Below are 25,601 nucleotides of genomic sequence, written 5' to 3'. Positions count from 1 at the left end.
AACTTTATGCAAAAGTTATATCCTCAACTGAGCCTGCTAGTCGGGCTCAGTGTCTTTTCACAAGTTGTATTCTCTGCACAGCAAATCACGCCTTATATCGCAATTCACTCTAAGCCTAAATATTTAACAAGGGCTGCAATGCCTTATGCCAATCCGAATGCACCAAAAGGTGGAGTATTGAGTCGGGCTGCGCAAGGGACTTTTGATAATTTAAACAGCATGAACGGTAAGGGGAACGCGACAGAAGGAGTAAATTATCTTTTTGATACTTTAATGACTCAGTCACTCGATGAAGTTGGAGTTTTATACCCACTTTTAGCCGAGAGAGTTTCCTATGATCCAGAAAGAATGCAATCGATTACCTTCTATTTAAATCCAAAAGCACGCTTTAGTAATGGACAAACTTTAACAGCAACGGATGTAAAATTTAGCTTTGATACCTATCAAACCAAATCTAATTTTGGCCTGCAAATGTATCTTGCAGACTTGGGAAAAACAGAAGTTATAAATCCTCATCAAGTTAAATTCACTTTTAAGTCTAGCCATAATCCAAAAATGCCATTTGTTGTGGCGAGCTTACCGATTTACTCAAAAGCAGACTGGCAGAACCGTGACTTTACTCGTATTACTTTGCAACCGATTATAGGTTCAGGGCCTTACGTGGTTGAGAAAATTGATGCAGGTCGAAGTATTAGTTATAAACGTAATCCGAATTATTGGGCAAAAGATTTGCCTATTAATAAAGGGCGCTATAACTTCGACCATTTGAAATATGTTTATTACCGCAATTGGGATATTGCATTCGAAGGTTTTAAATCTGGGCAATATACCTTGCATGAAGAAACTAATCCTAAAAAATGGGTCACTGACTACAAGTTTCCAGCGGTAAAATCAGGTTTAATCACGCTATATAAGTTTAGACACCATAATCCGATTGCAACTGAAAGTTATGTGTTTAACACACGACGAAAACCTTTAAACGATATTCGCTTTAGACAAGCCTTAACCTATGCCTATGACTTTGAATGGCAAAATAAAGCTTTGTTTTATGGACAATATCAAAGACTACAAAGTTATTTTGAAAATAGTGAGTTGGCAGCAACAGGTCGTCCTTCAAACAATGAGTTGGCCATATTAAAGCCTCTTTTGCCAAAGCTTTCTCCAGTCATGCAAAAAGCTGTTTTGACAGACTGGAAATATCCTGTCTCGGATGCCAGTGGTTTTAACCGTCAAAACTTATTAATCGCAAGACAATTACTCATTCAAGCAGGCTATAAAATTAAAGAAGGGCAGTTATATACTCCTGAAGGCCAGCCTGTAAAAATTGAGTTCCTCATTCAGCAAGATGGCAAACAAAGAACACTGATGCCATTTGTAAGAAATTTAAAAAAATTAGGAATTAATATTAATTTACGGCAGGTTGATGCGCCGCAATATTTAGAGCGTACACGCCGTTATGACTTTGACATGACTACGATGAATTTGCCGCAATCTTTAAATCCGGGCAATGAACAGGCTCAGTTCTGGGGAAGTGCCGCAGCAGTTCAAGATGGCAACTATAACTACGCTGGTATTCGTAATCCGGTTATTGATGAAGTCATTTCAAAACTGGTGACTGCCAAAGACCGTGATCAGCAAATCACTTATACTCATGTTCTCGACCGATTGCTTCGCGCAGGATATTACCAGATCCCGACTTATGGGAAAGGGGATTATTGGTATGCGTACTGGAATATGTATCAGCAACCTAAAGTGAAACCCGTACTCTCGGCTGGTATAGAGTATTGGTGGAGTAATCCAAACCAAGCTAAGAAAGTTGCCCAATATTTACATCAACAATAAAAGCACGTATCTAAAGGAAATCCTGTTATATGGGTTCATATATTCTTAAGCGACTTCTTTTAATGATTCCAACGTTGTTCATTATTTTATTGATCAACTTTGTGGTCGTGCAAATTGCGCCGGGTGGACCTGTAGAACAAGCAATCCATGAGGTAGAAAGTGGCGTAGGAGCAGGGCGGATATTAGGTACTGAAATGTACTATCAGGGTGCTAAAGGATTAAGCCCCGAAATGGTAGAGCAAATTAAAGCACAATACGGTTTTGACCATCCTCCAGTAGAACGTTTTTTACTGATGTTAAAGGGCTATTTGACTTTAGACTTTGGACAAAGCTTTTTTAAAGATAAACCAGTAGTTGAGTTGCTTTGGGAAAAAATGCCTGTGTCGATCTCGATTGGGCTATGGAGCACTTTGCTGATTTATCTTATTTCAATTCCACTTGGAATTAAAAAAGCGAAACAACAAGGTTCTTGGTTTGACCGCTCTACTTCATTGTTACTCGTAGTGGGTTATGCAGTGCCAAGTTTTGTATTTGCTATATTACTTATTGTCTTTTTTGCGGGTGGGTCATATTTTCACTGGTTTCCATTGCAAAGCCTGGTATCAGATAACTTTCATCAATTGAGTTTTTTTGGAAAAATTACGGACTATTTATGGCATATGACTTTGCCACTTATTACGATGGTCTTAGGTGGTTTTGCGAGCCTAACTTATTTAACTAAGTATTCATTTTTAGAAGAACTCAATAAACCTTATGTCTTGGCAGCTTATGCAAAAGGTTTAAATAGCCAGCAAGTCTTATATAAACATGTATTCCGTAATGCCATTTTAGTGGTTCTTGCTGGATTGCCTGAGGCTTTAGCAGGCATTTTCTTTGTGGGAAATCTTTTTATTGAAATTATTTTTCACCTAGACGGTGTGGGTTTGTTGGGCTTTGAAGCAATTGTTCAGCGAGACTATCCGGTTATTTTTGGCGTATTGTTTTTCTTCACGCTTTTTAGCCTGCTTTTACGTCTTATTTGCGATGTACTGTATCAATGGATTGATCCACGTATTCACTTTGATGCACAAGGAGGCAAATAATGTCTTTTATTGTGCGATCACGACTACAAAAGTTTAGGCAACATAAATTAGGGTGGGCAAGCTTTATCTTGTTTAGCCTCATTTTAGTGATGTCCTTGGGTGCTGAACTCATTGCTAACGACAAACCATTGTTGGTGAAATATGAGGATGCTTATTATTTGCCTGTCGTTAAAACATATCCCGAAACCACTTTTGGTGGTGTGTTTGAAACAGAAGCAGATTATAAAGACCCTGCTGTACAAAAACTTATTAACCATAAAGGTTGGGCGATTTGGCCGCTCATTCAATTTTCTTATCAGACACCTAATTTAGACTTAGCTGTACCTGTGCCATCGCCACCTTCTAAGCAGAACTGGTTAGGGACAGATGACCAAGGACGAGACGTACTGGCACGTATTCTTTATGGACTTAGAGTTTCATTACTTTTTGGTTTAGTTTTAACAGCTTGTGCAGCACTACTGGGCATTTTTGTGGGTGCTATACAAGGCTACTATGGTGGCTGGGTCGATTTGCTGGGACAACGACTGGTAGAAGTCTGGAATGGTTTACCCATGCTGTTTATGGTCATGATTTTGGTCAGCATGTTTACCCCAAATGTATATTGGCTATTTTTTATTATGCTGTTCTTTAGCTGGACCGTACTTGTGGGAATTGTCCGTGCTGAATTTTTAAAAGCGCGTCAACTTGACTATGTGCGTGCGGCTCAGGCTTTAGGTGTAACTGATAGAGCAATTATCTTTAAGCACATTTTGCCAAATGCCATAAGTTCTAGCCTGTCGCAATTACCTTTTATTTTAACTACTAATATTATTGCTTTAACCGCACTCGATTTCTTGGGCTATGGTTTACCGCCAGATGCTGCCTCTTTAGGTGAGTTGTTGTTGCAAGGTAAAAATAACTTAGATGCACCGTGGTTGGCTTTATCGGGCTTTTTTAGCTTAGCTTTTGTGTTGTCATTATTAATTTATATTGGGGAGGCGGCACGCGATGCATTTGACCCAAGAAAGTAATTTAAGTTCACGTACTACCTTGCTAAAAATAGAAAACCTTTCAATCTTTATGCAAGATCAGCCTTTATTGGAGGGTCTCAATCTACACTTACAAGCTGGAGATACGCTTGCAATTGTAGGTGAGAGCGGTTCAGGTAAAACAATAAGCTGTTTGGCGATGATGGGGTTATTACCAGAAAAATTAAAAACATCTGGTCGTATTATTATTGATTCAAAAAATATTTTAGAAACAGATGAAGAGACAAAAACACATATACGTGGCCGCCAAATTGCCATGATTTTTCAGGAGCCTTCTACGGCTTTAAACCCATTGCATCGTGTTGAAAAAATTGTCGGTGAACATTTCATTTTACAAGGTTGGTCAAAAGCAAAAGCTCAGCAGCAGGTAATTCAATTATTAAAAGACGTAGGAATTACTAATCCAAAGCATATTTTAAAACGCTATTCGCATGAGCTTTCGGGTGGACAAAAACAGCGGATAATGATTGCGGCTGCGCTAGCGCTTCGACCTAAAATTTTAATTGCAGATGAACCAACCACTGCGCTTGATGTGATTTTACAGACGCAAATTTTAGAGTTACTGAGGTCTTTGCAAAGTAAATATGGCATGGCGCTAATTTTGATTAGTCATGATTTAAATTTGGTACGCCGTTATGCTAATGAGCTGATTGTATTACACGGAGGACAAGTTGTAGAGCAAGGTCAGCTTCAACAGATTTTTGAACACCCAACTTCAACTTATACCCAGCAATTATTAGATCATGATCTTGGTTTTGCTGAGCAGCCTTCAATCAGTCATAACATTTTATCTGTTCAACAACTCAATGTTAAATATCCAATACGACGTGGTTTCTTTAACCGCATTCAGGGTTATACCACTGCTATTGAAAATGTAAGCTTTGAGCTTGCCCAAGGCGAAGCATTAGGCGTTGTGGGGGAGAGTGGTTCGGGTAAAACCTCATTGGCTTTGGCTCTGGTTCGATTAATTAAAAGTGAGGGGCAAATTATCTTTTTAGGGCAAGACATAAACCACTTAGAACAAAAAGCTTTGCGTAAGATTAGGTCAGATTTACAGATTGTTTTCCAAGACCCATTTGGTAGTTTAAACCCGCGTATGACGGTAGGGCAGATTATTGCTGAAGGCTTAAAAGTGAAAGCTGTAGCCGATCACGAGATCAAACAGCAAGTTAAATCTGCTTTAGTAAAAGTTGAGTTGGCTGAAGACTTTCAACACCGCTATCCGCACGAGCTTTCGGGTGGACAACGTCAACGCGTTGCTCTAGCACGAGCTTTAGTGGTTCAACCTAAACTTTTAATTTTAGATGAGCCAACGTCCGCCTTAGATCGAACGACTCAAAAAGCCATGATTCAATTATTGCGACGTTTACAACAAACAGAGCACCTAAGCTATATTTTTATTAGTCATGATTTAAATGTGGTCAAAGCACTGTGTCATAAAGTGATGGTATTACGACATGCAAAAGTTGTTGAATATCAGCTAACTGAACAGTTATTTAACACCCCAAAAACTGAATATACCAAGCAATTAATTACAGCAAGCCTTTAAATATTTTTGTAAGACATTGTTTTATAAAAATAAATAATATTTTTTGTTTTTAATGCAAAAAGTTGCATTTTTTTATGTTTTTTAAATTTGACATGTGATATTGTCAGTTATCGATTACCCCCTTGACATGACCTATAACTCATCTAAATTAGAGTAATTACTCTAAAATATTAAAAGAGGTTAACCATGAGCCAGATTGCACAACCAATCACAATTCGAAATACCACATTTAAAAACCGAATTATTAAAGGTGCAATGAGTGAGGCACTCGCAAACTATGAGGGGCAGCCAAATGACTTACATTTAGGTTTGTATGGTGCATGGGCCAAAGGTGGTTTGGGCTGTGCGATTACTGGAAATGTTATGGTCAATGTAGAGGCTAAAAACGAACCAGGCGTGGTGGTGATTGAAACCGAGCGTGACCTAGAGCGTTTAAAAGAATGGGCAGCGGTTGGTAAACAATATGGAATGGTACAGCTCATTCAATTGTCTCATCCAGGCCGTCAGTGCCCTAAAGGCTTAAATAAAGAAACAGTTGCACCTTCGGCAGTTCCTTTTAGCCCAGCTTTAGCGACTATGTTTGGTACGCCACGTGCGCTTACACATGAAGAAATTCTAGATATTATTAAACGCTTTGCAACAGCTGCCCGTATTTGTGAGAAAGCAGGTTTTGAAGGGGTGCAGTTACATGGTGCACATGGATATTTAATTAGCCAGTTTTTATCACCATTAACCAATAAGCGTACAGACCAATGGGGTGGCTCAGTTGAAAACCGTACTCGCTTTTTACTAGAAGTTTATAAAGCGGTACGTGAAGCAACCTCAGAGAATTTTATTATTTCAGTTAAGCTCAACTCTGCCGACTTCCAGCGCGGTGGTATTAGCGAAGAAGATGTAATTTCGGTATTTAAAGCAGTTGATGAAGCTGGGATTGACTTAATTGAAATTTCAGGTGGTACTTATGAAGCACCTGCAATGGCTGGCGCTAAAGCCGATAAACGTAAAGCAAGTACCATTGCACGTGAAGCATACTTCTTAGACTTCGCTGAAAAAATCCGTCAGCATGTAAAATGTAAACTTATGGTGACAGGTGGCTTCCGTACTGTAGAAGGCATGAATGCTGCTCTAGCAAGTGGGGCATGTGACTTTATTGGTATTGCTCGTCCACTTGCTGTTGAAACAGATTTAACTGACCGTTTAATCGCAGGCCAAGACGTTCGCTATGCCGTAAAACCAATTAAAACAGGTTTACCTTTTGTCGATAAAATGGCGATTATGGAAATTATTTGGTACGCAGCACAATTTAAAGCAATTGGGCAGGGTAAAAAACCAAATCCAAAACTATCGCCTTTAATTGTGTTTTTAAATTACGCGAAGGGCAATATTAAGGCCGTTGTTCAGGGACGCGTGAATTCACGTAAGTCTGCATAAATAAATCACCAAGCAATAGCCCAGTAAGTTTGAAAAGTAGAAGCAGACCATTGACCTTTAATTAGAGCATTTTTAAAGGCAGGTCTGTTTTCTATCTGGGTCAGATAACGCTGTATATGTTTAAACTGGCTGTAATTTGGTGAGCAAGCCAATAATGGAAACCACATCAAAATATCAGCAGTAGTAAACTGATCTCCAGCAAACCATAAGTGACGTTCTAAATGTTTATCAATCATGCTCATGTGTCTTTGTAATGATTGATTGAGATAGCCTTGATCAAATCCATATTTTAAAAGCTTAGGAACGAAACGGACCAGAAAAGGCGTGCGTTCTGCAATTTGGTGAAAGATTTGCTTGAGTACCAGATCTGGAATAAATGTCGCCTCACAATAATTCTTCCAATAATAAAAGTTTTGAAGTTGTTGGCTTAGTAAATTGTTCTGGCTCAGTTGTGGGTGTAAATGAGAGAAATAATCTAGAATTGCTGAGGTTTCAGCCAAAATTGAAGTTTGCTCTTGTTCAATAATTTCGAGAGTTGGAAATTTTGATAGTTGATGCGGTGAGTTATTATTTTTGTCTTCGTCCGAATGATATTTAGTGATGAGATCATAGTTGAGCCCTAATTCTTCTAAAAACCAAATAATGCGTTGAGAGCGTGAATTTTGTAAATGAAATAATCGAATTTGCATGTCATGTTCAAATTATAGTTTTGATCTATTTTTAGTATAGGGTAGAACATAGCTTAAGTATAATAAAATATTTATAAATCATAAATTTATAATGTTTTGGGCTGAAACATAGAAATTACTGCTGGTAAAGTTATGGGCCTTAAAACCGATGAGATCTTGATCGTCCAAGTGAGTAACATGTGTTACACCGTTGGCTCTGATATGTACAATTATATTTTGGGTTATCATATTAGCCGACTGAAGGAATAAAATCGTTTCACAGCAGATGGCATAACTAGCCGTTTTTAATAGTATTTCTGAAAATCAAAATAGTTTTTATATTTATTTAGGGGAAATTCGATGTTTGCGATGATTGGCATATTTTTAATAGCCATAATGATATTAGCGATTTTAAGTGTTTTAAAGAAAGGGGAAAGCAAAAATAGAAATGTAAAACGTACCCCAATCAAGGGAAAACCTATCATTACTATGAATGAACAACCCACTTTTATGAAATTAAAGGAAGCTTTGCCTGAACATATTATTTTAGCGCAAGTTGCTTTCAGCGCTTTTATGACAGCGCAAGGATACGCGACGCGTAATTTATTTAATCGAAAAGTTGCTGATTTTGTTGTGTTGGATAAAGCATTTAATATAGTTGCTATTGTTGAGTTAGATGATTCTAGCCATAAGGGGAAGGAAAAGTTTGATGCGGAGCGAGATGCTTTAATTCACGAAGCAGGCTTTAAAGTCATACGTTATAAACGAACACCAGAACTAGTACAAATACATCGTGATTTTAATATTACATCAAGTTCATTAGCTCAAGTTTTAATAGAACCAGATTTAACAAAAACAAAGTTAGTTGCTGATGCAATAATTATTGAGAAAGATGATCCAAGTATACAACCCACTCAACATATTGATGAAGTAAAGTTGAAGTCTTAATTTTGAAAATAAAAATTTATCTCATGGATAAAATGTGAAGTGAGATAAAATAATTTGAAGCGATGATTCTTTATAGAAAGAATATGGCGTCCCTACGGGGATTCGAACCCCGGTTACCGCCGTGAAAGGGCGATGTCCTAGGCCTCTAGACGATAGGGACGTTGAGGATGGCGGTATCTTAAGAAGCCGCCACCAAACTGTCAAGGAGGTAAGGTGACAGTTTGTTCAAAATATAGCAAAACAGTTCAGCAGTCTTTTGAGTATCGTATAAAGCAGAGTGTGCTTCTTTACCATCGAACTCAATTCCAGCTTGAATACATGCTTTTGCAAGCACTGTTTGTCCAAACATTACTGCACTTAAAGTAACTGTATCCATGACTGAAAAACTATGGAACGGGTTTTGGTTTTTTGTACCTGAGCGAGCAATCGCTGCTTGTAAAAAACCAAGGTCAAAATGTGCGTTATGGCCTACGAGTACTGCATGAGTACAATGTTGCTGTTTACGAACTTCATTGACCGATTTAAAAATACGACGTAACGCAGTTCGCTCATCTTCAGCCATTGCAATACGCATTGGGTTGAATGGATCAATACCAATAAAGTCGAGCGAACGACGATCGAGGTTAGCCCCTTCAAAAGGGTTAATATGTGCATGAAATGCAGGACCAGGGACAAATTGTCCCTGAGCATCATACACAATTGGAATGCACGCGATTTCTAGCAATGCATCTGTCTGGGCATTAAACCCTGCCGTTTCAACATCGACAACAACAGGTAAGAAGCCACGAAAACGTTGGCCAATGACCGGGACAGAATTTTCTTGTGTCACACTTTTCTCCATTGCAGCGTTTTCCCGGCATGCAGCGGGATGATTTTTTGATTATCTAAATAATCAAAAGATTCGGGAACGAGATTATCTTCTTTAACCAAAGTAATGGTAGAAGTATTACGTGGTAGACCGTAGAAGTCTGCACCAAAATGGCTAGCAAAACCTTCTAGGCGCTCTAATTTACCGACTTGATCAAACGCTTGTGCATAAAGCTCAATTGCGTTTGGTGCACTATAACAGCCTGCACAGCCACAAGCATTCTCTTTTGCATTTTGTGCATGAGGTGCGCTGTCTGTACCTAAGAAAAACTTAGGATTACCGCTTGTTGCAACTTCAAGTAAAGTTGTTTGATGCGTTTGACGTTTTAAAATTGGTAAACAGTAGAAATGCGGTTTAATACCACCGACCAACATATCATTACGGTTAAATAATAAATGTTGTGGAGTGATTGTTGCCGCCACATTACGGTCTTGTTCTAAAACAAAGTGTGCTGCATCACTAGTCGTGATGTGCTCAAGCACAACCTTAAGTTTAGGGAACTGTTTCAATAAAGGTGATAATACCTCATCTAGGAAGCGTTTTTCACGATCAAAAATATCTACATGATTGTGAGTCACTTCACCATGAAGTAATAACGGAACTTGGTGCTCTTCTAATTGCTCAATAACTGCATAAACTTTGCGAATATCACTCACACCATTGTCAGAGTTGGTGGTTGCACCAGCAGGATAAAGCTTAATCGCATTGACATGTTCTGATTCTTTAATTTTACGAACTTCATCTGGTGAAGTGTGGTCAGTAAAATAAAGCACCATACGAGGGTCAAAATTATTGCCTTCCGGAACATGAGCAAGAATGCGCTCGCGATAAGCTAAAGCTTCTTCTACTGTTTTTACAGGCGGTACAAGGTTAGGCATACAGATCGCGCGGGCGAATTGTTTAGCCAAATCTGGAACAGTACGTTTTAATGCTAAACCATCACGTAAATGTGCATGCCAATCATCTGGCTGGAGCAGGGTAATAGAGTTCAAGGCAGTTCAAACTTCGAAATAAAACAAATGATAATCGATAAAGTGTGAAAATGGTAACGAGAATTACGGACAAATGGCAAAATAAAGCGCAGGGAGCTTTAAAAAATAATGTTATATTTTGTTAACGCGAAATATGTAGGAATCGACTAGTGGCGAATAGGGGAAATGTCCATCAATTACTCAAATCGAAAGAAGAAATCGAGTATTTGGTCACTCTACATACCCATCGTTACGCCAATATGCCTTTACCAAAGCAGCTAGAAAAAAAATTCTGGTGTTTAAACCTTGATCGTACACGGCAAAACATCTCTAAGTTTTTAGCAAGTGGAGTACTTACTTATTTAATTTTTATTTTACTGGCACTTCCAACTGACTACTTAGTAATTGGTGAACCATATATTACTTTAGACTTTATTCATTGTTTGTTGAGTGCAATGAATATTGCGCTTGCACTCTTATTATTTTGGATTTTTGCCAAATTTAAAAAACTCTCTAATCACTTTTATTTTGCTGCTTGTGGCATTGTTTTCTTCTCAATTATTACAAGTGCCATGTTGTTGCTCAGTGTCGAAAATATGGCACTTAAAAATCAGTCGATGTTGCTTCTTTCATTTTTATATATGCTTGGTTTTATTCTAAGTGGCATCAAACCATTACATATGCTGTACGTTGGTTTATCAGCAGCAATATTGGTTTTTGTTTTTCTTAATTTATTGAATGTAAATTGTGATTATATTGCCCTCGGTCGGGCCTTGTTCGGCACTTGTATTTTAGGTTTCTCAATTAGCACTATGCTCATCTCAAGAGAGCGAAGTCTTTTTTTAAATAACCAACTTGCTGAAATTAATGAGCAGATTTTACGGATTGAAGCATCTGAACTTCTGCATTTAAGTCAGCAAGATGCGCTTACTCAAATTTCAAACCGTCGTACCTTTGACGAAATGTTTGACTTCTTCTATTACCGTGCAAATCAAGAGAAACGTCCGTTAGCTGTTTTATTTATTGATATCGATTTTTTTAAAAACTATAACGATTTTTATGGGCATCAGATGGGGGATAAAGTCATCTCTAGTATTGCGGCAGCAATTAAAAACTCGATTCGTCATGTCGATTTTGTTGCGCGTTATGGCGGTGAAGAGTTCGTTGTACTTTTACCTGAAACACCTGCACAGGGTGCATACGCAGTGGCTGCAAATATTTATAAAGCGATTGAACGGCAAGCCATTCCTCATGCTGCTTCGTTAGTGTCAAAGTATGTCACGATCAGTTTAGGATTTACTGTATATACAGGTGGATTAAAGATGGGACAAGATAAACTGATTCATGCCGCAGATCAGGCTTTATATAGAGCAAAGCAGCTTGGCCGTAATCAAATTTATTATCAGCCTTTACAAGTTGCAGAAATTGCTTAGTTTGACATGAGACTTAAAAAAGCCACCTATAGAGGTGGCTTTTTTGACGTTATAAGAAAATTATTTTTTCTTATTGTCTAATTGAGGAATAGCAGAACCTTGACCGATTGAAAGCAAACCAGCATCTGTATAGATACCAAGTTTTGCACGTGTATCGGTAATGTCGAGGTTACGCATAGTCAACTGACCAATACGATCCATTGGCGTAAACATTGAATCGCCTTTTTCCATTGTTAAACGTTCAGCTTCATACGTTAAGTTTGGAGATTCAGTGTTCATAATGGTGTAGTCATTACCACGACGAAGTTCAAGGGTCACTTCACCAGTAATCGCTTTAGCAACCCAACGCTGTGCAGTTTCACGAAGCATAAGCGCTTGAGAGTCGAACCAACGACCTTGGTAAAGTAAACGACCTAAACGTAAACCATTAATGCGGTATTGTTCGATCGTATCTTCGTTATGAATACCAGTAACCAAACGCTCGTAAGCAATATGAAGAAGAGCCATACCCGGTGCTTCATAAATACCGCGAGATTTTGCTTCGATAATACGGTTTTCGATTTGGTCAGACATACCTAAACCATGACGACCACCAATACGGTTTGCTTCAAGAATAAGCTCAACTGGATTGTTAAAAGTTTGACCATTTAACGCAACAGGAACACCTTCTTCAAAACGTACAGTTACTTCTTCAGGTTTGATTTCAACTTCTTCTTTCCAGAAAGCAACGCCCATAATTGGATCAACGATTTTGATACCTGCATTTAGGTATTCAAGATCTTTTGCTTCGTGAGTTGCGCCCAACATGTTTGAGTCAGTTGAGTACGCTTTTTCTTTTGACATTTTGTAGTCAAAACCGTTGTCGATGAGGAACTGTGACATTTCTGCACGGCCACCAAGCTCATCAATAAAGTTTTGATCTAGCCAAGGCTTATAAATTTTAAGATTTGGGTTGGTTAATAAACCATAACGATAGAAACGCTCAATATCGTTACCTTTATAAGTTGAACCGTCACCCCAGATGTTTACGTCATCTTCTTTCATAGCAGTAACGAGCATAGTACCTGTTACTGCACGACCGAGTGGAGTCGTATTGAAATAAGGAACACCACCTGTACTGATATGGAATGCACCACACTGAATTGCAGCAATACCTTCAAGTGCCAATTGTAAGCGGCAGTCAATTAAGCGAGCTTTTACAGCGCCGTATTGTTCTGCTTTCTTTGGAATTGCATCGTAGTCATCTTCATCTGGCTGGCCTAAGTTTGCAGTGTATGCATAAGGCTCAGCGCCTTTTTGTTTCATCCACAATAAAGCAGCTGAAGTGTCTAAGCCTCCGGAGAAGGCAATCCCAACTTTTTTGCCTACTGGTACATGCTGCAAGATCGTTGCATTATCAGTCATTGCTAGTCCTAACTATTTCGAAATAGGCACCCTAATACTTCGGTGACCAAGAGAATTTATTCGCTCAGTACTATATCACTTTTCAAATCGATTTTTTTTCTGTTAGGAAAGGAATTCTTTTTTTTTAATTTGAAAAATAGATTAATATTGGAAAAATATAAAGTTTTACGATAAGTATGACAATTTAAACGAAATGCTAAAAAGAAAAAAACAAAATATGTTGATTCATCACAATCAAATTTTATCGACATTGCATCGTATTACGGGGTTTATTGTAATTTCAGAGCTTATCTATGCGATTTACAATATATTTGTGCATACGCTCAAATACTTTATTGGTAGTCTTTTAGGGCTTATTGCAGCAATCGCTACACAGTTCTTATGCGCTAGAAGTGTTAAGACTGGAACTACAAGCAGCCGTATCGGTTCAATTGTGATATCTATCTTAATGCTTAATATGTTCCCTATAGGAACTGTAATTGCTGTTGTGATGCTATTTTTCTCTTTATTTAAATGGGAAAAAGATTCAACGTTTCAATTACCCATAAAAAATTAAATGAAGGGACACAAGCTCGAATAATTGACAATTTCAACACGTAAAAAAATATGTGTGGTCATCCTAACATTTCAAAAAAGTATTAAAGTACTATGCAACAAGTTGCAAAAAATTATTGGGACGCAGCATGACAAGTTACGCCAATTTATTAAAACCATTACATTTAGGCTTTACCACTATTAAAAATCGTGTGGTGATGGGTTCCATGCATACGGGACTTGAAGATCGTTTTTATAATTACCCAAAACTTGCAGCTTATTTTGAAGAGCGTGCAAAAGGTGGGGTTGGTCTGATCGTGACGGGAGGTATTTCTCCAAACCGTCAAGGCTGGTTGGCTCCAGCTGGCGGAACGATGAATAGCTTATTTGACATTCCGCAGCACCGTTTAGTGACTCATGCTGTCCATAAGCATGGCTCAAAAATCTTAATGCAAATTTTACATGCGGGCAGATATGGTTACCAACCGTTTGTAGTGTCTTCAAGCGCTATAAAGTCACCAATTTCACCCTTTAAGCCACGTCAACTTTCTGAAAAAAATATTCTCAGCACCATTGAAGACTATGCACAGTGCGCTGACATTGCCAAAAAGGCAGGCTACGACGGTGTTGAAATTATGGGGTCGGAAGGATATCTGATTAACCAGTTTTTAAGTCGCCATGTAAACCAGCGTACTGACCGTTGGGGCGGTGAAATTGAAAACCGTATGCGTTTTCCGGTTGAAATTGTTAAAGCGATCCGCGCAAAAGTTGGTGAAAAATTTATTATCTGTTTCCGTTTATCGCTACTCGACCTTGTGCATGACGGTAACACCATGCAAGAAGTAGTCACTGTTGCTAAAGCTTTAGAAAAGGCGGGTGTCACTTTATTAAATACGGGTATTGGTTGGCATGAAGCACGTGTGCCAACTATTGTAACGTCTGTACCTCGTGCAGCGTTTGTCGATTACACGGCTCATGTAAAACAGCATATTTCAATTCCGGTAATTGCATCTAACCGTATTAATATGCCTGAAACTGCCGAAGAAATTTTGGCAAAAGGCAAGGCAGACATGATTCAAATGGCACGCCCATTATTGGCCGATGCTTTTTGGGTAAATAAAACTGCGACCAACCGTGTTGATGAAATTAATACGTGTATTGCCTGTAACCAAGCATGCTTAGATCATGCATTTAAAAATAAACGTGTGTCTTGTTTAGTGAACCCACGTGCAGGCCATGAAACAGAACTGGTTTATTTAAAAACTAAACAGCCTAAGCGTATAGCAGTTGTTGGTGGTGGTGTGGCAGGTATGTCTGCTGCCACTGTTGCTGCAAGCCGTGGTCATGCTGTGACCTTGTTCGAAGCCAATACAGATGTAGGTGGTCAGTTCAACTTTGCCAAGGTTGTACCAGGTAAAGAGGAATTCCACGAGACAATTCGCTACTTTAAAGTACAGCTTCAAAAAACAGGTGTAGATGTACGTTTAAACACTCGTGTAAATCGTGAACAACTTGAGCGTGAAGGTTTTGACGAAGTTATTGTGGCAACGGGTGTAATACCACGTGCTTTAAAAATTGAAGGAAGTAATTCACCACAAGTTCTTTCCTATGCTCAAGTTTTACAGGGTGCAGAAGTAGGACAAAAAGTCGCAGTGATTGGAGCTGGTGGTATTGGTTTTGACGTATCAGAATTTTTACTTAAACCACCACATCAACCACAGCCTCAACCTTTAGCCGAGTGGCAGCGCGAGTGGGGTGTAGACCCAGATCCGAACTACATTTCTGAAGGAGGGATGCAACCTCCTATAGTTGAACCAGCGATACGCGAAATTTATTTACTGCAACGTAAAACAACACCACTCGGTATTGGTCTTGGTAAGACCTCGGGTTGGGTACATCGCGCCCAGCTTAAAAAGCATGGCGTACGTATGCTGCGCGGCGTGCAATATAAAGCAGTTACCGATGAAGGGCTGTGGATTGAACATAACGGTCAAGACCAGCTTTTACGTGTAGACACTGTTGTGGTGTGTGCAGGTCAAGAGTCTGTAAAAGACTTGATGCCAAAAGAAGGCGAGTCGACTATAGCGAACTACCATATTATTGGTGGTGCAAAGCTTGCAGCAGAGCTAGATGCGAAGCGTGCGATCAAAGAAGGAGCAGAATTAGCCGCTCAACTGTAAAATTGATGAAACAATATGCACTTGAACACAAAGCGATGATATTTTTCTTGAATAAAATGAATAAGCTTTGTATTCTTACGCACATGGAAGCGTGGCAGAGCGGTTTAATGCACCGGTCTTGAAAACCGACGAGGGTGTGAGTCCTCCGTGAGTTCGAATCTCACCGCTTCCGCCAAATTCAAGTTTCTGACACTGTTTAACACTATATAAGTTTATGATTTATAAGGTTAAAGTTGGAAATATACGATATGACAAGCCGTGACGCACTACGCCAATCGGTAGTTATAAAGTAGTAAAAAATGCAGTAAGATTATTTCTTACTGCATTTTTTTATGTCTGAATTATGGCGACTCGTGGAATCAATAAGCTTAGTGCTTTACAAGTTAAAAAAGCTAAACCTGATCCTGACAAGATGTATAAGCTGTCTGATGGGGGAAACCTGTACCTGCGTATTGATCAGAGTGGTAGCAAGTACTGGATATTCAATTACACACGTCCATTTTTAGCCAAACGTAATGATTTATCTTTAGGTACTTATCCTGAAGTTTCACTGGATGATGCTCGCACTATTCGTGATGAATATAAGAAGCTCATTAAGCAGGGCATCGATCCAGCAATGGAGCGGATTGAAACCAAGTCCCAGAAACAGAAAGAAGCAGAAAATACCTTTCGTATTGTTGCTGAAGCATGGCTATATAAACGTGAGCTAGAGCAAAAACAGGATGAAGAGACGATCCGTCGTTTAAAGCACGATGTCTATCCCTATATTGGTGATTTAACCTTTCCACAGCTTACCTTGGAAATTCTTGAGATTAAGGTCTTTAAGCGCATTATTGAACGTGGTGCATTGTCAGTTGCCAAACGCCTAAAATCGGACTTGAACCAGATATTTAAGTCAGCACGTAAAAAGAAGCTGATTCAATACAATCCTATTGAGGATATTGAACTGCCCAAACCACAGGGTGGGAACTTTGCAGCCGTGACAGAGGAGCAGGAACTAGCTCCAATGCTCAATAAAATTTGGAACTACTCCAAACTTTATCCACGTTGTTCACATATCACACAAGTGGCGTTAAAAATCTCCGTGTTGACCTTTCAGCGACCTGGGGAGATACGCAAGCTGAAAAAGGAGTATTTCTATTGTGAAGAAAGATGCTTTAAATTTACAGCTAGTAAAACCAAGCAGCTTCATATTGTACCATTGTCAGATCAGGCCTTTGACTTAATTGATTCAATTATTGATCTGCACCCATACAGTGAATACATTTTCGTGGGTCGGGATGGTAAAACTTTTATTTCTGATAATACGATTAACTCAGCGTTAAAACGCTTGGGCTATGCTGGGAAGCAAACGGCACATGGATTACGTGCAACCGCACGAACCATGTTGGATGAAATATTAGAACAACGTGTAGACTTTATTGAGCATCAATTGGCACATAAAGTAAAAGATAATAATGGTACAGCCTACAATCGAACCAAATTTTTAAACAATCGTCGGGAGATGATGCAGGAGTGGGCGAATTACCTAGAATCATTGCTGGATCAGCAACAGTAAAAAGATGAAAATCCAATGATAAAAAAATAGCCTGTCAAACGACAGGCTATTTAATTTATGCTGCTTTAAGCTCTTTGAGTTCAAGCCATTCAATAATCTGGCTTTCAGCCCATGTGGGCATACTTGCTGTTAAATAGGTAGGTTCAGGAAAATCACCCCGACGAATCATTTTCCAGAAGGTGGATTCTGCAATATTCAATATCCCTTTGGTTGCAGGCTTATAAGATAGCTTTCGTCTGCGACCACCACGATCTACATAGTCCTTGGCAGGGCGTTCAGGGTAGTTGACTAAGTCTTTGACACGATAATGCTGTTCTATCATTTTCCACCTCTAGGATTTTATACACATAAATATTAACAGTATGAAAGTATTGATATTGAACATTGCATACTTTCATATGGCTCATGATAGACAGTGGTATACAGTGATAAAAGAACAGTGCATAATTATAAAAAAACATTACTATTATACATTGTTAACATATTGGAATATAAAAATATGTCTATTATAAAATTTGAAGACTTAAATGAATTGGAACAGGAGTTCATTGATTGTCTGTTTACTTATTATGAATCCAGTTTTTTACAAAATGAGGCATGTGGAAATATAAAAACAGCTGATGAGCCAGAAAAAAGAATCATCGTTGCTGAGTTAAGCGATATACAGCGAAAGGTGCTGAACGAGCGACTACACCTCAATGATTTAATTCTGAAAGAAATAAATGAATTTCATCAACTGATTTTAGGTGAGAATACTGTCATTTCACCTATGCAGATAGTAGTACTATTGGAACAGCTAAATGCATTAAAAGACGAGTTTGATACGCTTTCAAATACAATTCAAAAAAAACGTTATAGTGTCATTTTACAGGCTTATCAGGCTCTGGATGAAAATATTTGCACCCAACGCAATTTAAAGATTTTGAAACGAATGAGAGGTATTCGGGCAGTCAAAGTTCGTAATGATAAGAATGTATACCCACGGCATCAAATTCTGTATCGGGTTTTAAGGGATGAAGCTCATAAAAATGGTCGGTGGGAGAATTTATCACAGGCGGTAAAATCAATTTTGCCAATACTTAGACTTGAATATCAAAAAAATAATCTGGTCTGGATTCAGAATGAAATAGATTCTAAGCTGGCATTGATTGAAGAATTGGAAAAGGGACGACTCATTAATTCCCATAATAAACAGAATGAAAATTATCATGGAAAGGTTTATCAGAATCGTAAATATCAGAACAGGATCGACAAACTTCAGTTAGAAATAAACGAATTAATCATTGCTCAGAAGTCAACTGACCCTGCTTTGCTGCTGGGGAAAAAAATACCCTATAACACCATTTATAATGATGAAAGTATTCTTCACCACTTAAGGGATTGTACTGAACTGTTACAGGATATTCTTATTCAAAAGTGATAAGAAGTACTCATAAAAAACAATCATCAGCTTATTCATTACCAAAAGTATCAGAAGCAATTTGATCAACGGATAGGTGCCTGATTTGCTCTAGCTGAATATTTTTCTGTATTTCCTTTAAAAACTGGAGTTTTAATTTCTGAATTTCACTGGCGTCCTGAAGGGGGCTATTGGTTAATTCATTAATGGTAATTTTACTGTTGATTAATTCATTAATGAGATACTTCTGGATGACTTCATCCTGTTTGCGTACCTGAAGCTGTTTAATATAAAGCATTTTATCAAGGGCTTTGATGCGTTGGTTCAATTCCTCAATAATCATGTCTTTTTCATTTAATTTTTGCTTATAGGGTGGAGGGAGCGTTTGCTTTGCCTCATACGTATTCATCAGGAATTCTAGACACTCTGCCTCAGTTTTAAGTTTGAGCTTTTCAGTCAATGCCTCCATTTTTTTGGCTGTATGTGAGGTTAGATAAAATTGCTTTCTCACATTCGCATGATTTTTCTTGGAATATTTGAAATTTCTGAATCTATTTTTTAGATCGGAAAAATATTTTTCATTGAGTAAAAGTACCCATTGATTCGTTATTTCTGCTACGAGTAATGGGTGGATCATGGTTTCGATGGGCTGAATTTGCAATCGTCCATCAGGAAGCTGAACTATCTGCAGTAGTGCCTGCTCTTTGTTACATTCGTGCTCTAAAAACAAGGATTTTAATGTCTGATCTTTATCAAGCCATTGTTGCAATGTCAGTTGTTTTCTTGCCATTTTGATGTTCTATGATGTTTGAAATTCTAATATGATTATAGATTTTAATTAAGGTGGAATAAACATTTCTAAATACGTTTAGTAAATGTTTATTTGTTTTAAATTTATTTTATAGTAAATATTTGTGCCTATCTAAAAATAATTCTAAAATTTACTAATAGCAATGTTGAATGAATAAAAATGTATGGATGAAATGACAGAAGAGCATAAGCAGCTCATTTTTAATTTTAATGAGTTATCACCACATAGATTAAGTTCCTACGCTAGACTGGTGCTGATTAAATTTATTAGTCTCTTTGGTACACAAAAAACCAACGATTCATTGTTGGAATTGTCTGAAAAGATAGGTGTGCAACATAAAAAATTAAAACTGGTATTGGAGGAGTTATCAGGCTTTGAGATATTGGAGTTTTCATATCCAGAAACAGGTCGGCGGGCAAGAGTTAGAACAATACAGCTGAATTTAGATTATTTAAATCTGCTATTGAGTAAAGTTAATCAACATGAAACATCCCATCATAGGTATGTCCGCCTTAAGAGAGCGATTAAGCAGTTTGACCTTTTAATGCTTATTTTAATCAAATTATCTCAAGTCAGAGTGACCACTAAAAAGTTTGATTTACTACCCGAACAAAAACTGGATTTTAGGGTATTGTTGACATTATCAAACTTGACTCGCTCATGTGATGCTTATGGGGTGATACGTAATATAGGTACAACACAACTGGTTGCTAAAACAGGGTTAAATAAGCAAGCAATATTTGATTCGATCTACTTTTTGAAAAAGATAGGTCTGCTTCGGGTACATGTGCATGGGACGATCAATAACAAATTTATAAAAAATATAACGCCAACCTACGTGTTGAATTTATCTCATACCTTTTGGGGTAATCATGCTCGGTATGGTCGGTTTTATATATTGGAAGCGAGTGAAAGACATCATTTTGAAATAAAAATGATTGCTGATATTTTTACGGTAATTTCTGAGCAGGTGCAGCCGTTGGATTCTGACAACTCACGCGATCTCAATCACCTTACGACATTGGTTCTTAAGGGGCTTGATTCAGATAAAATCAACATTATTTCTGGAACAATGATTGAGCGTATCCAGTCTTCATCACAAGTTCAGGAGACGATTTCTAGTTTCATTAAAGAATGTCTAATTCATTATTTGCAATTACAACAATGCCATCAGGAACAAGGAGATTTGACAGTATTTGCAAAAGTGTTCAAACAAGCATTAATCAATAAAAAGAAGCAACATATCAAGTTGAATGATTTGGATTCAAATTTGACAATGATGCAATGCTATTTTGAATCATGGTGTTGCAGACTGCTTGATCAGCGGGGTTTACGTCAGCATATCTTACAAGGTTCACTGTTATATGGTGTAGATATTTTAAATCGGACTACAATTGAAAAAGATATTTATCCTTTTGTCTTTCAAGAAAAATACCGTTTGGAATTGATTACAAATCCTGACTTAATCAGAAACAGCGATCCAGATGCGGACATCCAAATACAGATTCAGAAGCTAGAGAAACAGGAGCAACGGTTCATCCTAGAATTCTTATTATTTTGTTTGAATTTGATTGCCAAAAATCAGATTTTACCATTTTTAAAAAGTACGCGAAGACTCAGTCATGTAGCAGGCAAGTTTTTTCAAATTATACCAAAAGTCGAGTCGCAGAAAATGTATAGTTGTATCTATGTGCCCGATTCAACACTCACTAAAGATGAGTTTTTTCTGATCGATATCCCTCATCCAATTCGTGGGAAAGAGGAGGAATATTCGAACGAAGACTATTTGCTGAAATTCATTGAACCTAGTGTTGATGACATGAAAAAATATGGATTGCTGGATCAGTTTTATACAGGAGGAACTGAATTGCTGAATAAAAAAGTAGCGTAAGTTTAGCTTCTGTAATATTCCCATAATTTGGTTATTCTCGCTGTATGGCGCAGTGGTGTAATGGTCAGTCTAGACAGGTTTGCTTAACAGGTAATATATATTATTATCTATTAATAATATAAACAATAACTTATATCGTTGATTAAATACAGTGAGTTATTTAGTTAAGTATAGCCCATACTCAAATGGGTTATAGACAATGTATCAATATCAAATCACTAAAAGCATTCTAAATTAACCCTATAGTATGTTCCAAAGTCTCTAAGCATGTTCAGCTAAGCAGGATGACCACAACATCCTGCTTTAGAATCATGATCAGTAAAATTTTACATCTCTCACTTAGATATGAACCTTATGTTTCAGTGAGAACCTAAATGTACCAGAATAATCCATTAGAAAGTGAATCATCCATTCTTATCTCAATCGAAGATTTTATGGTTAGTACATGCCATGAGCAATTTGTTGATGATCATGAAGAATTCAAGCGAGAGCTGTTGGATGCTGTGTGTGCTTTTAAGGTGATTTACAGAGAAGATTTTACTTATTCCAGAATCATTAATGTTTTCAAAAGAGTGATTAATCTCGTAGATTACATTATGGATAAATTGGACTCCCATCTTTATGAAGATATTTTACGATTTGAACTAAACCACATCTTCCATATTCAAGGCATAATTCAACATGAGATGAAAAATACAATACGAGAACAATTCGATTTTCAGCGTCAAGAACAACGTAATCGCTTTAAACTGGAATGCTACCTAAATAAACTGCTTACACACTATGCTAGATTACAGTTTGTTCGAGTAGATATCTCTATTCTTAAAGAATATCAAATCCATTGGGGTATTCAAGACTTTAAGTATGCATTGGATATTCTATGTAATCGTATGTCAAATAAAGATACCTGTTTTAAGCACTTACAAGGTTATGTATGGGCATTAGAGCAGGGTGTAGAAAAAGGCTATCACTGCCATTTATTACTCATCTATGATGGGAATAGTCGTATAGAGGATTCAGGTTTAGCAAAACTGGTGGCTGAGTATTGGAAGCACATCACCAATCAACAGGGTACTCACTACAACTGTAATACCAAAGACAACAAGGAAAAATTTGATAAAAATGGATTGCTTGGGGTTGGAATGATTCATCGTGATCAACCAATACAAGTTACAAATGCGATTCGTGCAGCGATGTACTTGGTCAATCCTGAAAAAGAAGATCAGCGCTTACGGGCTAAAACCTCTCCACAGATGCGGACTTTTGGTACAGGTCAGTTTGAAGTAAAATGGCGCAGAGATATTGAACAAAATGAGTCATTATGATATTAAAAATAGAGAACACGACTATCAGATGTATTCTCTATCTTGTACAGTTTGACATCAAAAAGACAAACTTACATTTCCTTGATCGGTGATTAATTCAGCTTCAAGCACCTGATCACCACGGCATTTCAATAAGTACGATACTGTAGAGCTATAGCTCATTTGCACAGGCATCTTGCTATGAAAGTCAGCGGTGTAATAACCACAACGACCACGATTAATTTTCATGCCTTGTAGAACAAAAGGCTGATTGCTGGTCGATTGAATTTCAAGAATATATTCAATTGCCCCTTGTACATTAAAAGCAGATTGAGATTCTCTAGCACTAATGCGAGCCTTAACATTTAGATCGCTAACTTGTGCAGATTCATTCTCAAGCGGAATGTCAGCAGCTTCCTGAGTGTTGTTTGGATTAAGGTCAGTTTCCATCATGGCTTTCAGCACATCAGGATACTTATTCCATCCACTGATATAAGACTCCGCTTCCTTGACCTCAGCAGGTAAATAGACATGACCATTGTCAATAATCATCTGCATTTCATTGAGTTTAGCTTTAACTGCTTCCTCGGTATAAGGAGCATAGATTGATTGAGTATGCTGAGCAGCATTATTGGTAGGCTCACCTGAAGTATCAGTTTTTGGTGGTTGATTGTTCTGGCTACATGCCATTAACAGGGAACACAAGGCAATGGTGGAAAATAATGATTTCATGATTGCACTCCCTTATAATTTAGGACGAATAACAACAAACCAGACGAATAGTAGAATCAAAATTCCACCAACAATTTTACCGATTACAGGAAACATCACCGCAGGCCACACTAAGCCTTGCCCTAAATTGTAGGTAAATGGCTTATAGTTATACTGCCCCCAGAAATGTTGATAGATGGCAAAAAAGAATCCAATGACCAGATAAGTGCTGATCAGTCCAGCTTTAAGATTAGAATTCATTTACTTCCCCCCCAGTTGCAAATTTTGCCAATGCAATAAAAATTCCCATCACGATCATGAAGCTAATGAAGGGTAGACCCAGTACACAAATCACAGCGATGACGCAGATAATGCCTGCAAGTGTTCTCATGGCTACTCCTTCATACACTGATAGGACACATTGACCATATCCATCTGGAAGGATTCAGTTTGTTGTAAGGTGTAGATATTTTCTTTCAGTCCACCCTCACCATATTTCTTTTCAAGTTTGTCGTAGATGCATGAACAAGTGCTGTCATTAATGCCGCCTGTTTTACAACCACTGATAAACTGGCGTTCGGTTTTGCTGGCACAGCCTGATGCTAGAAGTGCAACTGAGACAACAATGAGTGAAGTTTGAATTTTCATCATTTCCCCTAATTTTTATTGTGTTATTTGATGTGTAATATATTTTGCTGAATTGACTAAAGTGTAGATCTGAAAAAGCTTTCCAAGGCTAGATAGCGTTTAGATCAGTCAAATAAGCAAAAAATTTTGAAAGTTGCTATTGCAACAGAGGAATAGAAAATCGTTTTAGGGAAAATAATATAGATAGAAAGTGCTGAGTCATGGTGACTACTCCTTTTGTATGAAAGAGAGTCTTACCAAATTACTGTCAAATAATGGTGGCAAGACTGGGCGGGTTGACAGACTGATACAAAAGGAAATCAGCGCACGCAAGCGTGCCCCTCCCAGTCTCACCGTAAAGGCGTGACTTAAGAGAACGCACAAAACCATCACAGCGTTGTTGTGCGCCTTTTGTAAACGGTCTGTCAAAACCGACTGACGATGTAGGTCAGCAGTCGAATGATAAAATTAAGGGTGAGTTTAGTCAATCGAGGTTATGAAAATATATAAATAAATCAATAATTTTATTATTTTTAATACACTAGTACTTTTTCAATTTTAAGTAATATAATTCTGGTGTCTAAAATAGTAAATTATCTGAAAATTCAAAAAATTAGGGGGATATATGAATTTTAAATTACTTAAAGTACGACTAGATAGAATTAAAACTCAAAAACATACACTTACTCCAGAAGATATGTTGATGTTAGTTACTCAAGAAAAAGCTGATCTTAATTCGGGGTTTTTCTCTCGCTTATTTAGTGTGACTATTCCACAAAAATGGGAATTTTCTATCAATTCATCTGAGGAAATTGGCGTTGCTTTAGAATTGGTTGAATTGATTGAAACAGTATTTATCCCTCACTATCAGGGGCATGCAAAAAATTATGCTTGGTTAGAGCAATGTATTTTATTCAAACTCAAGCATCAAGCGTCGATGAATATTTCTGAATTAGTCAGTCGGTATTTATCGAAGATTGAAAAAAGTGAACATTTACAGATTAGTCGAGAGATCTTAAAAATTTTATTTGAGCGTGAGCCTAGCAATGCTGTCATTAAAGCACAGGCGATAGTGTACAAACGTAGTCAAATCTATACCAGCGCTATAGAAAAGTTTGAGTACTATTTTGAGCATTGTTCTTATCAAGAAACATTATATTTTGATTATCTTGAATGTTTAATAATGCGGAAGAATGTTATCTATAATCAGGAAAAAGGAGAGTTTGGTGATTTGCAATATGCTGTATATTTACTTTGCTCTATAGACGATGCGAAAGATAGAGCATTACAAGGGAATCTACTCAATCGTGCTATAACAGCCCTTTTACCAGAAGACGTTATTGCAACTCGTCCTGAAGATAC

Annotated in this window: 24 protein-coding genes and 2 tRNA genes; 15 read left to right on the top strand and 11 right to left on the bottom strand. The window is 37.7% G+C overall.

The genetic code is table 11. The annotated features are described in order from the left end of the window. The first annotated feature begins 6 nt into the window (after nucleotides 1-6). The 5 genes from J678_RS19335 to J678_RS19315 all read left to right on the top strand — a co-directional run bounded on the left by J678_RS19335 (nucleotide 7) and on the right by J678_RS19315 (nucleotide 6,932). Complete coding sequence (locus J678_RS19335) at nucleotides 7-1,842, top strand: extracellular solute-binding protein (protein ID WP_017392668.1); 1,836 nt, start codon at nucleotides 7-9, stop codon at nucleotides 1,840-1,842. A 29-nt stretch (nucleotides 1,843-1,871) separates the two neighbouring features. Then, a complete protein-coding gene (locus J678_RS19330; RefSeq protein WP_017392667.1) occupies nucleotides 1,872-2,924 on the top strand; it encodes a microcin C ABC transporter permease YejB in 1,053 nt (350 codons plus the stop codon). After that, nucleotides 2,924-3,934 carry an ABC transporter permease gene (locus tag J678_RS19325; protein WP_017392666.1) on the top strand — a complete coding sequence of 337 codons (1,011 nt, stop codon included), beginning with the start codon at nucleotides 2,924-2,926 and terminating at the stop codon, nucleotides 3,932-3,934. The genes J678_RS19330 and J678_RS19325 overlap by 1 nt, the downstream gene beginning before the upstream one ends. After that, complete coding sequence (locus tag J678_RS19320) at nucleotides 3,912-5,501, top strand: ABC transporter ATP-binding protein (protein WP_017392665.1); 1,590 nt, start codon at nucleotides 3,912-3,914, stop codon at nucleotides 5,499-5,501. The genes J678_RS19325 and J678_RS19320 overlap by 23 nt, the downstream gene beginning before the upstream one ends. A gap of 186 nt (nucleotides 5,502-5,687) precedes the next feature. Then, nucleotides 5,688-6,932 (top strand): NADH:flavin oxidoreductase/NADH oxidase family protein, encoded by a 1,245-nt coding sequence (locus tag J678_RS19315; protein ID WP_017392664.1) that lies wholly within the window; start codon nucleotides 5,688-5,690, stop codon nucleotides 6,930-6,932. Nucleotides 6,933-6,937: 5 nt separating this feature from the next. Here the strand turns inward: J678_RS19315 and J678_RS19310 are convergent, their stop codons facing one another. Beyond that, a complete protein-coding gene (locus tag J678_RS19310; RefSeq protein WP_016804589.1) occupies nucleotides 6,938-7,621 on the bottom strand; it encodes a glutathione binding-like protein in 684 nt (227 codons plus the stop codon). 339 nt (nucleotides 7,622-7,960) lie between these two features. On the opposite strand from J678_RS19310, the gene J678_RS19305 reads away from it, so the two are divergent. Further along, complete coding sequence (locus J678_RS19305; RefSeq protein ID WP_016804588.1) at nucleotides 7,961-8,548, top strand: DUF2726 domain-containing protein; 588 nt, start codon at nucleotides 7,961-7,963, stop codon at nucleotides 8,546-8,548. A gap of 84 nt (nucleotides 8,549-8,632) precedes the next feature. On the opposite strand, the gene J678_RS19300 is transcribed toward J678_RS19305, so the two are convergent. From J678_RS19300 to pyrC, 3 genes are all read right to left on the bottom strand, one after another. Continuing rightward, nucleotides 8,633-8,708, bottom strand: a tRNA-Glu gene (locus tag J678_RS19300). Nucleotides 8,709-8,726: 18 nt separating this feature from the next. Further along, nucleotides 8,727-9,389: a ribonuclease T gene (rnt, locus tag J678_RS19295; protein ID WP_001982681.1), complete on the bottom strand. Its 663-nt coding sequence runs from the start codon at nucleotides 9,387-9,389 to the stop codon at nucleotides 8,727-8,729. Beyond that, nucleotides 9,374-10,408 (bottom strand): dihydroorotase, encoded by a 1,035-nt coding sequence (gene pyrC, locus J678_RS19290; RefSeq protein ID WP_001084867.1) that lies wholly within the window; start codon nucleotides 10,406-10,408, stop codon nucleotides 9,374-9,376. Before pyrC ends, rnt begins: the two co-directional genes overlap by 16 nt. A gap of 149 nt (nucleotides 10,409-10,557) precedes the next feature. Between pyrC and J678_RS19285 the strand changes: the two genes are divergently transcribed. Beyond that, a complete protein-coding gene (locus J678_RS19285; RefSeq protein ID WP_002049535.1) occupies nucleotides 10,558-11,820 on the top strand; it encodes a GGDEF domain-containing protein in 1,263 nt (420 codons plus the stop codon). Between the two features lie 60 nt (nucleotides 11,821-11,880). Here the strand turns inward: J678_RS19285 and argG are convergent, their stop codons facing one another. Next, nucleotides 11,881-13,224, bottom strand: coding sequence for an argininosuccinate synthase (gene argG / locus J678_RS19280; RefSeq protein WP_002049558.1), 1,344 nt, complete (start codon nucleotides 13,222-13,224; stop codon nucleotides 11,881-11,883). A gap of 217 nt (nucleotides 13,225-13,441) precedes the next feature. Between argG and J678_RS19275 the strand changes: the two genes are divergently transcribed. The 4 genes from J678_RS19275 (at nucleotide 13,442) to J678_RS19260 (ending at nucleotide 17,496) form a co-directional block, all read left to right on the top strand. Continuing rightward, complete coding sequence (locus J678_RS19275) at nucleotides 13,442-13,780, top strand: hypothetical protein (protein WP_025466085.1); 339 nt, start codon at nucleotides 13,442-13,444, stop codon at nucleotides 13,778-13,780. Between the two features lie 127 nt (nucleotides 13,781-13,907). Further along, nucleotides 13,908-15,938: an NADPH-dependent 2,4-dienoyl-CoA reductase gene (locus J678_RS19270; protein ID WP_017392662.1), complete on the top strand. Its 2,031-nt coding sequence runs from the start codon at nucleotides 13,908-13,910 to the stop codon at nucleotides 15,936-15,938. Nucleotides 15,939-16,023: 85 nt separating this feature from the next. Beyond that, nucleotides 16,024-16,113 (top strand) — tRNA-Ser (locus J678_RS19265). A gap of 168 nt (nucleotides 16,114-16,281) precedes the next feature. Then, entirely contained in the window at nucleotides 16,282-17,496 is a 1,215-nt protein-coding gene (locus J678_RS19260) for a tyrosine-type recombinase/integrase (protein WP_000235462.1), read from the top strand. A 55-nt stretch (nucleotides 17,497-17,551) separates the two neighbouring features. On the opposite strand, the gene J678_RS19255 is transcribed toward J678_RS19260, so the two are convergent. After that, a complete protein-coding gene (locus J678_RS19255) occupies nucleotides 17,552-17,818 on the bottom strand; it encodes a helix-turn-helix transcriptional regulator (RefSeq protein WP_000572501.1) in 267 nt (88 codons plus the stop codon). A 177-nt stretch (nucleotides 17,819-17,995) separates the two neighbouring features. Between J678_RS19255 and J678_RS19250 the strand changes: the two genes are divergently transcribed. Continuing rightward, entirely contained in the window at nucleotides 17,996-18,916 is a 921-nt protein-coding gene (locus J678_RS19250; protein WP_000022452.1) for a hypothetical protein, read from the top strand. A 31-nt stretch (nucleotides 18,917-18,947) separates the two neighbouring features. Here J678_RS19250 and J678_RS0104530 read toward each other — a convergent pair whose 3' ends face one another. Then, nucleotides 18,948-19,685, bottom strand: a complete 738-nt coding sequence (locus J678_RS0104530) for a hypothetical protein (protein WP_000101621.1) — start codon at nucleotides 19,683-19,685, stop codon at nucleotides 18,948-18,950. 184 nt (nucleotides 19,686-19,869) lie between these two features. Between J678_RS0104530 and J678_RS19245 the strand changes: the two genes are divergently transcribed. Both J678_RS19245 and J678_RS0104525 read left to right on the top strand, forming a co-directional pair. Continuing rightward, the gene (locus tag J678_RS19245) at nucleotides 19,870-21,597 is read left to right on the top strand and encodes a hypothetical protein (protein WP_000344079.1); all 1,728 of its coding nucleotides are present in this window, start codon (nucleotides 19,870-19,872) and stop codon (nucleotides 21,595-21,597) included. Nucleotides 21,598-21,971: 374 nt separating this feature from the next. Next, entirely contained in the window at nucleotides 21,972-22,922 is a 951-nt protein-coding gene (locus J678_RS0104525) for a YagK/YfjJ domain-containing protein (RefSeq protein WP_000284561.1), read from the top strand. A 57-nt stretch (nucleotides 22,923-22,979) separates the two neighbouring features. On the opposite strand, the gene J678_RS19240 is transcribed toward J678_RS0104525, so the two are convergent. From J678_RS19240 to J678_RS19230, 4 genes are read right to left on the bottom strand one after another with little or no spacing between them, the layout of a single operon-like run. Further along, nucleotides 22,980-23,633, bottom strand: coding sequence for a hypothetical protein (locus J678_RS19240; RefSeq protein ID WP_000838342.1), 654 nt, complete (start codon nucleotides 23,631-23,633; stop codon nucleotides 22,980-22,982). A 12-nt stretch (nucleotides 23,634-23,645) separates the two neighbouring features. Then, complete coding sequence (locus tag J678_RS19235) at nucleotides 23,646-23,873, bottom strand: hypothetical protein (RefSeq protein ID WP_001087629.1); 228 nt, start codon at nucleotides 23,871-23,873, stop codon at nucleotides 23,646-23,648. Then, a complete protein-coding gene (locus tag J678_RS23710; RefSeq protein WP_001259410.1) occupies nucleotides 23,863-24,003 on the bottom strand; it encodes a hypothetical protein in 141 nt (46 codons plus the stop codon). The genes J678_RS19235 and J678_RS23710 overlap by 11 nt, the downstream gene beginning before the upstream one ends. A gap of 2 nt (nucleotides 24,004-24,005) precedes the next feature. Continuing rightward, entirely contained in the window at nucleotides 24,006-24,260 is a 255-nt protein-coding gene (locus J678_RS19230; RefSeq protein WP_000701730.1) for a hypothetical protein, read from the bottom strand. A 604-nt stretch (nucleotides 24,261-24,864) separates the two neighbouring features. On the opposite strand from J678_RS19230, the gene J678_RS19225 reads away from it, so the two are divergent. Further along, nucleotides 24,865-25,601 (top strand): hypothetical protein (locus tag J678_RS19225; protein ID WP_032027335.1); only part of this gene is annotated, 737 nt, incomplete at its 3' end.

Source organism: Acinetobacter sp. 1424608, assembly GCF_000588255.1.
GTDB lineage: Bacteria > Pseudomonadota > Gammaproteobacteria > Pseudomonadales > Moraxellaceae > Acinetobacter > Acinetobacter nosocomialis.
The sequence above is the reverse complement of the archived record's forward strand: the minus strand, read 5'-3'. Positions and strand labels throughout refer to the sequence as shown.

Excerpts from the sequence above, each read along its gene's own strand:
- J678_RS19335 (WP_017392668.1), top strand. The coding sequence starts at position 7 with ATGCAAAAGTTATATCCTCAACTGAGCCTGCTAGTCGGGCTCAGTGTC.
- J678_RS19330 (WP_017392667.1), top strand. The coding sequence starts at position 1,872 with ATGGGTTCATATATTCTTAAGCGACTTCTTTTAATGATTCCAACGTTG.
- J678_RS19325 (WP_017392666.1), top strand. The coding sequence starts at position 2,924 with ATGTCTTTTATTGTGCGATCACGACTACAAAAGTTTAGGCAACATAAA.
- J678_RS19320 (WP_017392665.1), top strand. The coding sequence starts at position 3,912 with ATGCATTTGACCCAAGAAAGTAATTTAAGTTCACGTACTACCTTGCTA.
- J678_RS19315 (WP_017392664.1), top strand. The coding sequence starts at position 5,688 with ATGAGCCAGATTGCACAACCAATCACAATTCGAAATACCACATTTAAA.
- J678_RS19310 (WP_016804589.1), bottom strand. The coding sequence starts at position 7,621 with ATGCAAATTCGATTATTTCATTTACAAAATTCACGCTCTCAACGCATT.
- J678_RS19305 (WP_016804588.1), top strand. The coding sequence starts at position 7,961 with ATGTTTGCGATGATTGGCATATTTTTAATAGCCATAATGATATTAGCG.
- rnt (WP_001982681.1), bottom strand. The coding sequence starts at position 9,389 with ATGGAGAAAAGTGTGACACAAGAAAATTCTGTCCCGGTCATTGGCCAA.
- argG (WP_002049558.1), bottom strand. The coding sequence starts at position 13,224 with ATGACTGATAATGCAACGATCTTGCAGCATGTACCAGTAGGCAAAAAA.
- J678_RS19275 (WP_025466085.1), top strand. The coding sequence starts at position 13,442 with ATGTTGATTCATCACAATCAAATTTTATCGACATTGCATCGTATTACG.
- J678_RS19270 (WP_017392662.1), top strand. The coding sequence starts at position 13,908 with ATGACAAGTTACGCCAATTTATTAAAACCATTACATTTAGGCTTTACC.
- J678_RS19260 (WP_000235462.1), top strand. The coding sequence starts at position 16,282 with ATGGCGACTCGTGGAATCAATAAGCTTAGTGCTTTACAAGTTAAAAAA.
- J678_RS19255 (WP_000572501.1), bottom strand. The coding sequence starts at position 17,818 with ATGATAGAACAGCATTATCGTGTCAAAGACTTAGTCAACTACCCTGAA.
- J678_RS19250 (WP_000022452.1), top strand. The coding sequence starts at position 17,996 with ATGTCTATTATAAAATTTGAAGACTTAAATGAATTGGAACAGGAGTTC.
- J678_RS0104530 (WP_000101621.1), bottom strand. The coding sequence starts at position 19,685 with ATGGCAAGAAAACAACTGACATTGCAACAATGGCTTGATAAAGATCAG.
- J678_RS19245 (WP_000344079.1), top strand. The coding sequence starts at position 19,870 with ATGGATGAAATGACAGAAGAGCATAAGCAGCTCATTTTTAATTTTAAT.
- J678_RS0104525 (WP_000284561.1), top strand. The coding sequence starts at position 21,972 with ATGTACCAGAATAATCCATTAGAAAGTGAATCATCCATTCTTATCTCA.
- J678_RS19240 (WP_000838342.1), bottom strand. The coding sequence starts at position 23,633 with ATGAAATCATTATTTTCCACCATTGCCTTGTGTTCCCTGTTAATGGCA.
- J678_RS19235 (WP_001087629.1), bottom strand. The coding sequence starts at position 23,873 with ATGAATTCTAATCTTAAAGCTGGACTGATCAGCACTTATCTGGTCATT.
- J678_RS23710 (WP_001259410.1), bottom strand. The coding sequence starts at position 24,003 with ATGAGAACACTTGCAGGCATTATCTGCGTCATCGCTGTGATTTGTGTA.
- J678_RS19230 (WP_000701730.1), bottom strand. The coding sequence starts at position 24,260 with ATGAAAATTCAAACTTCACTCATTGTTGTCTCAGTTGCACTTCTAGCA.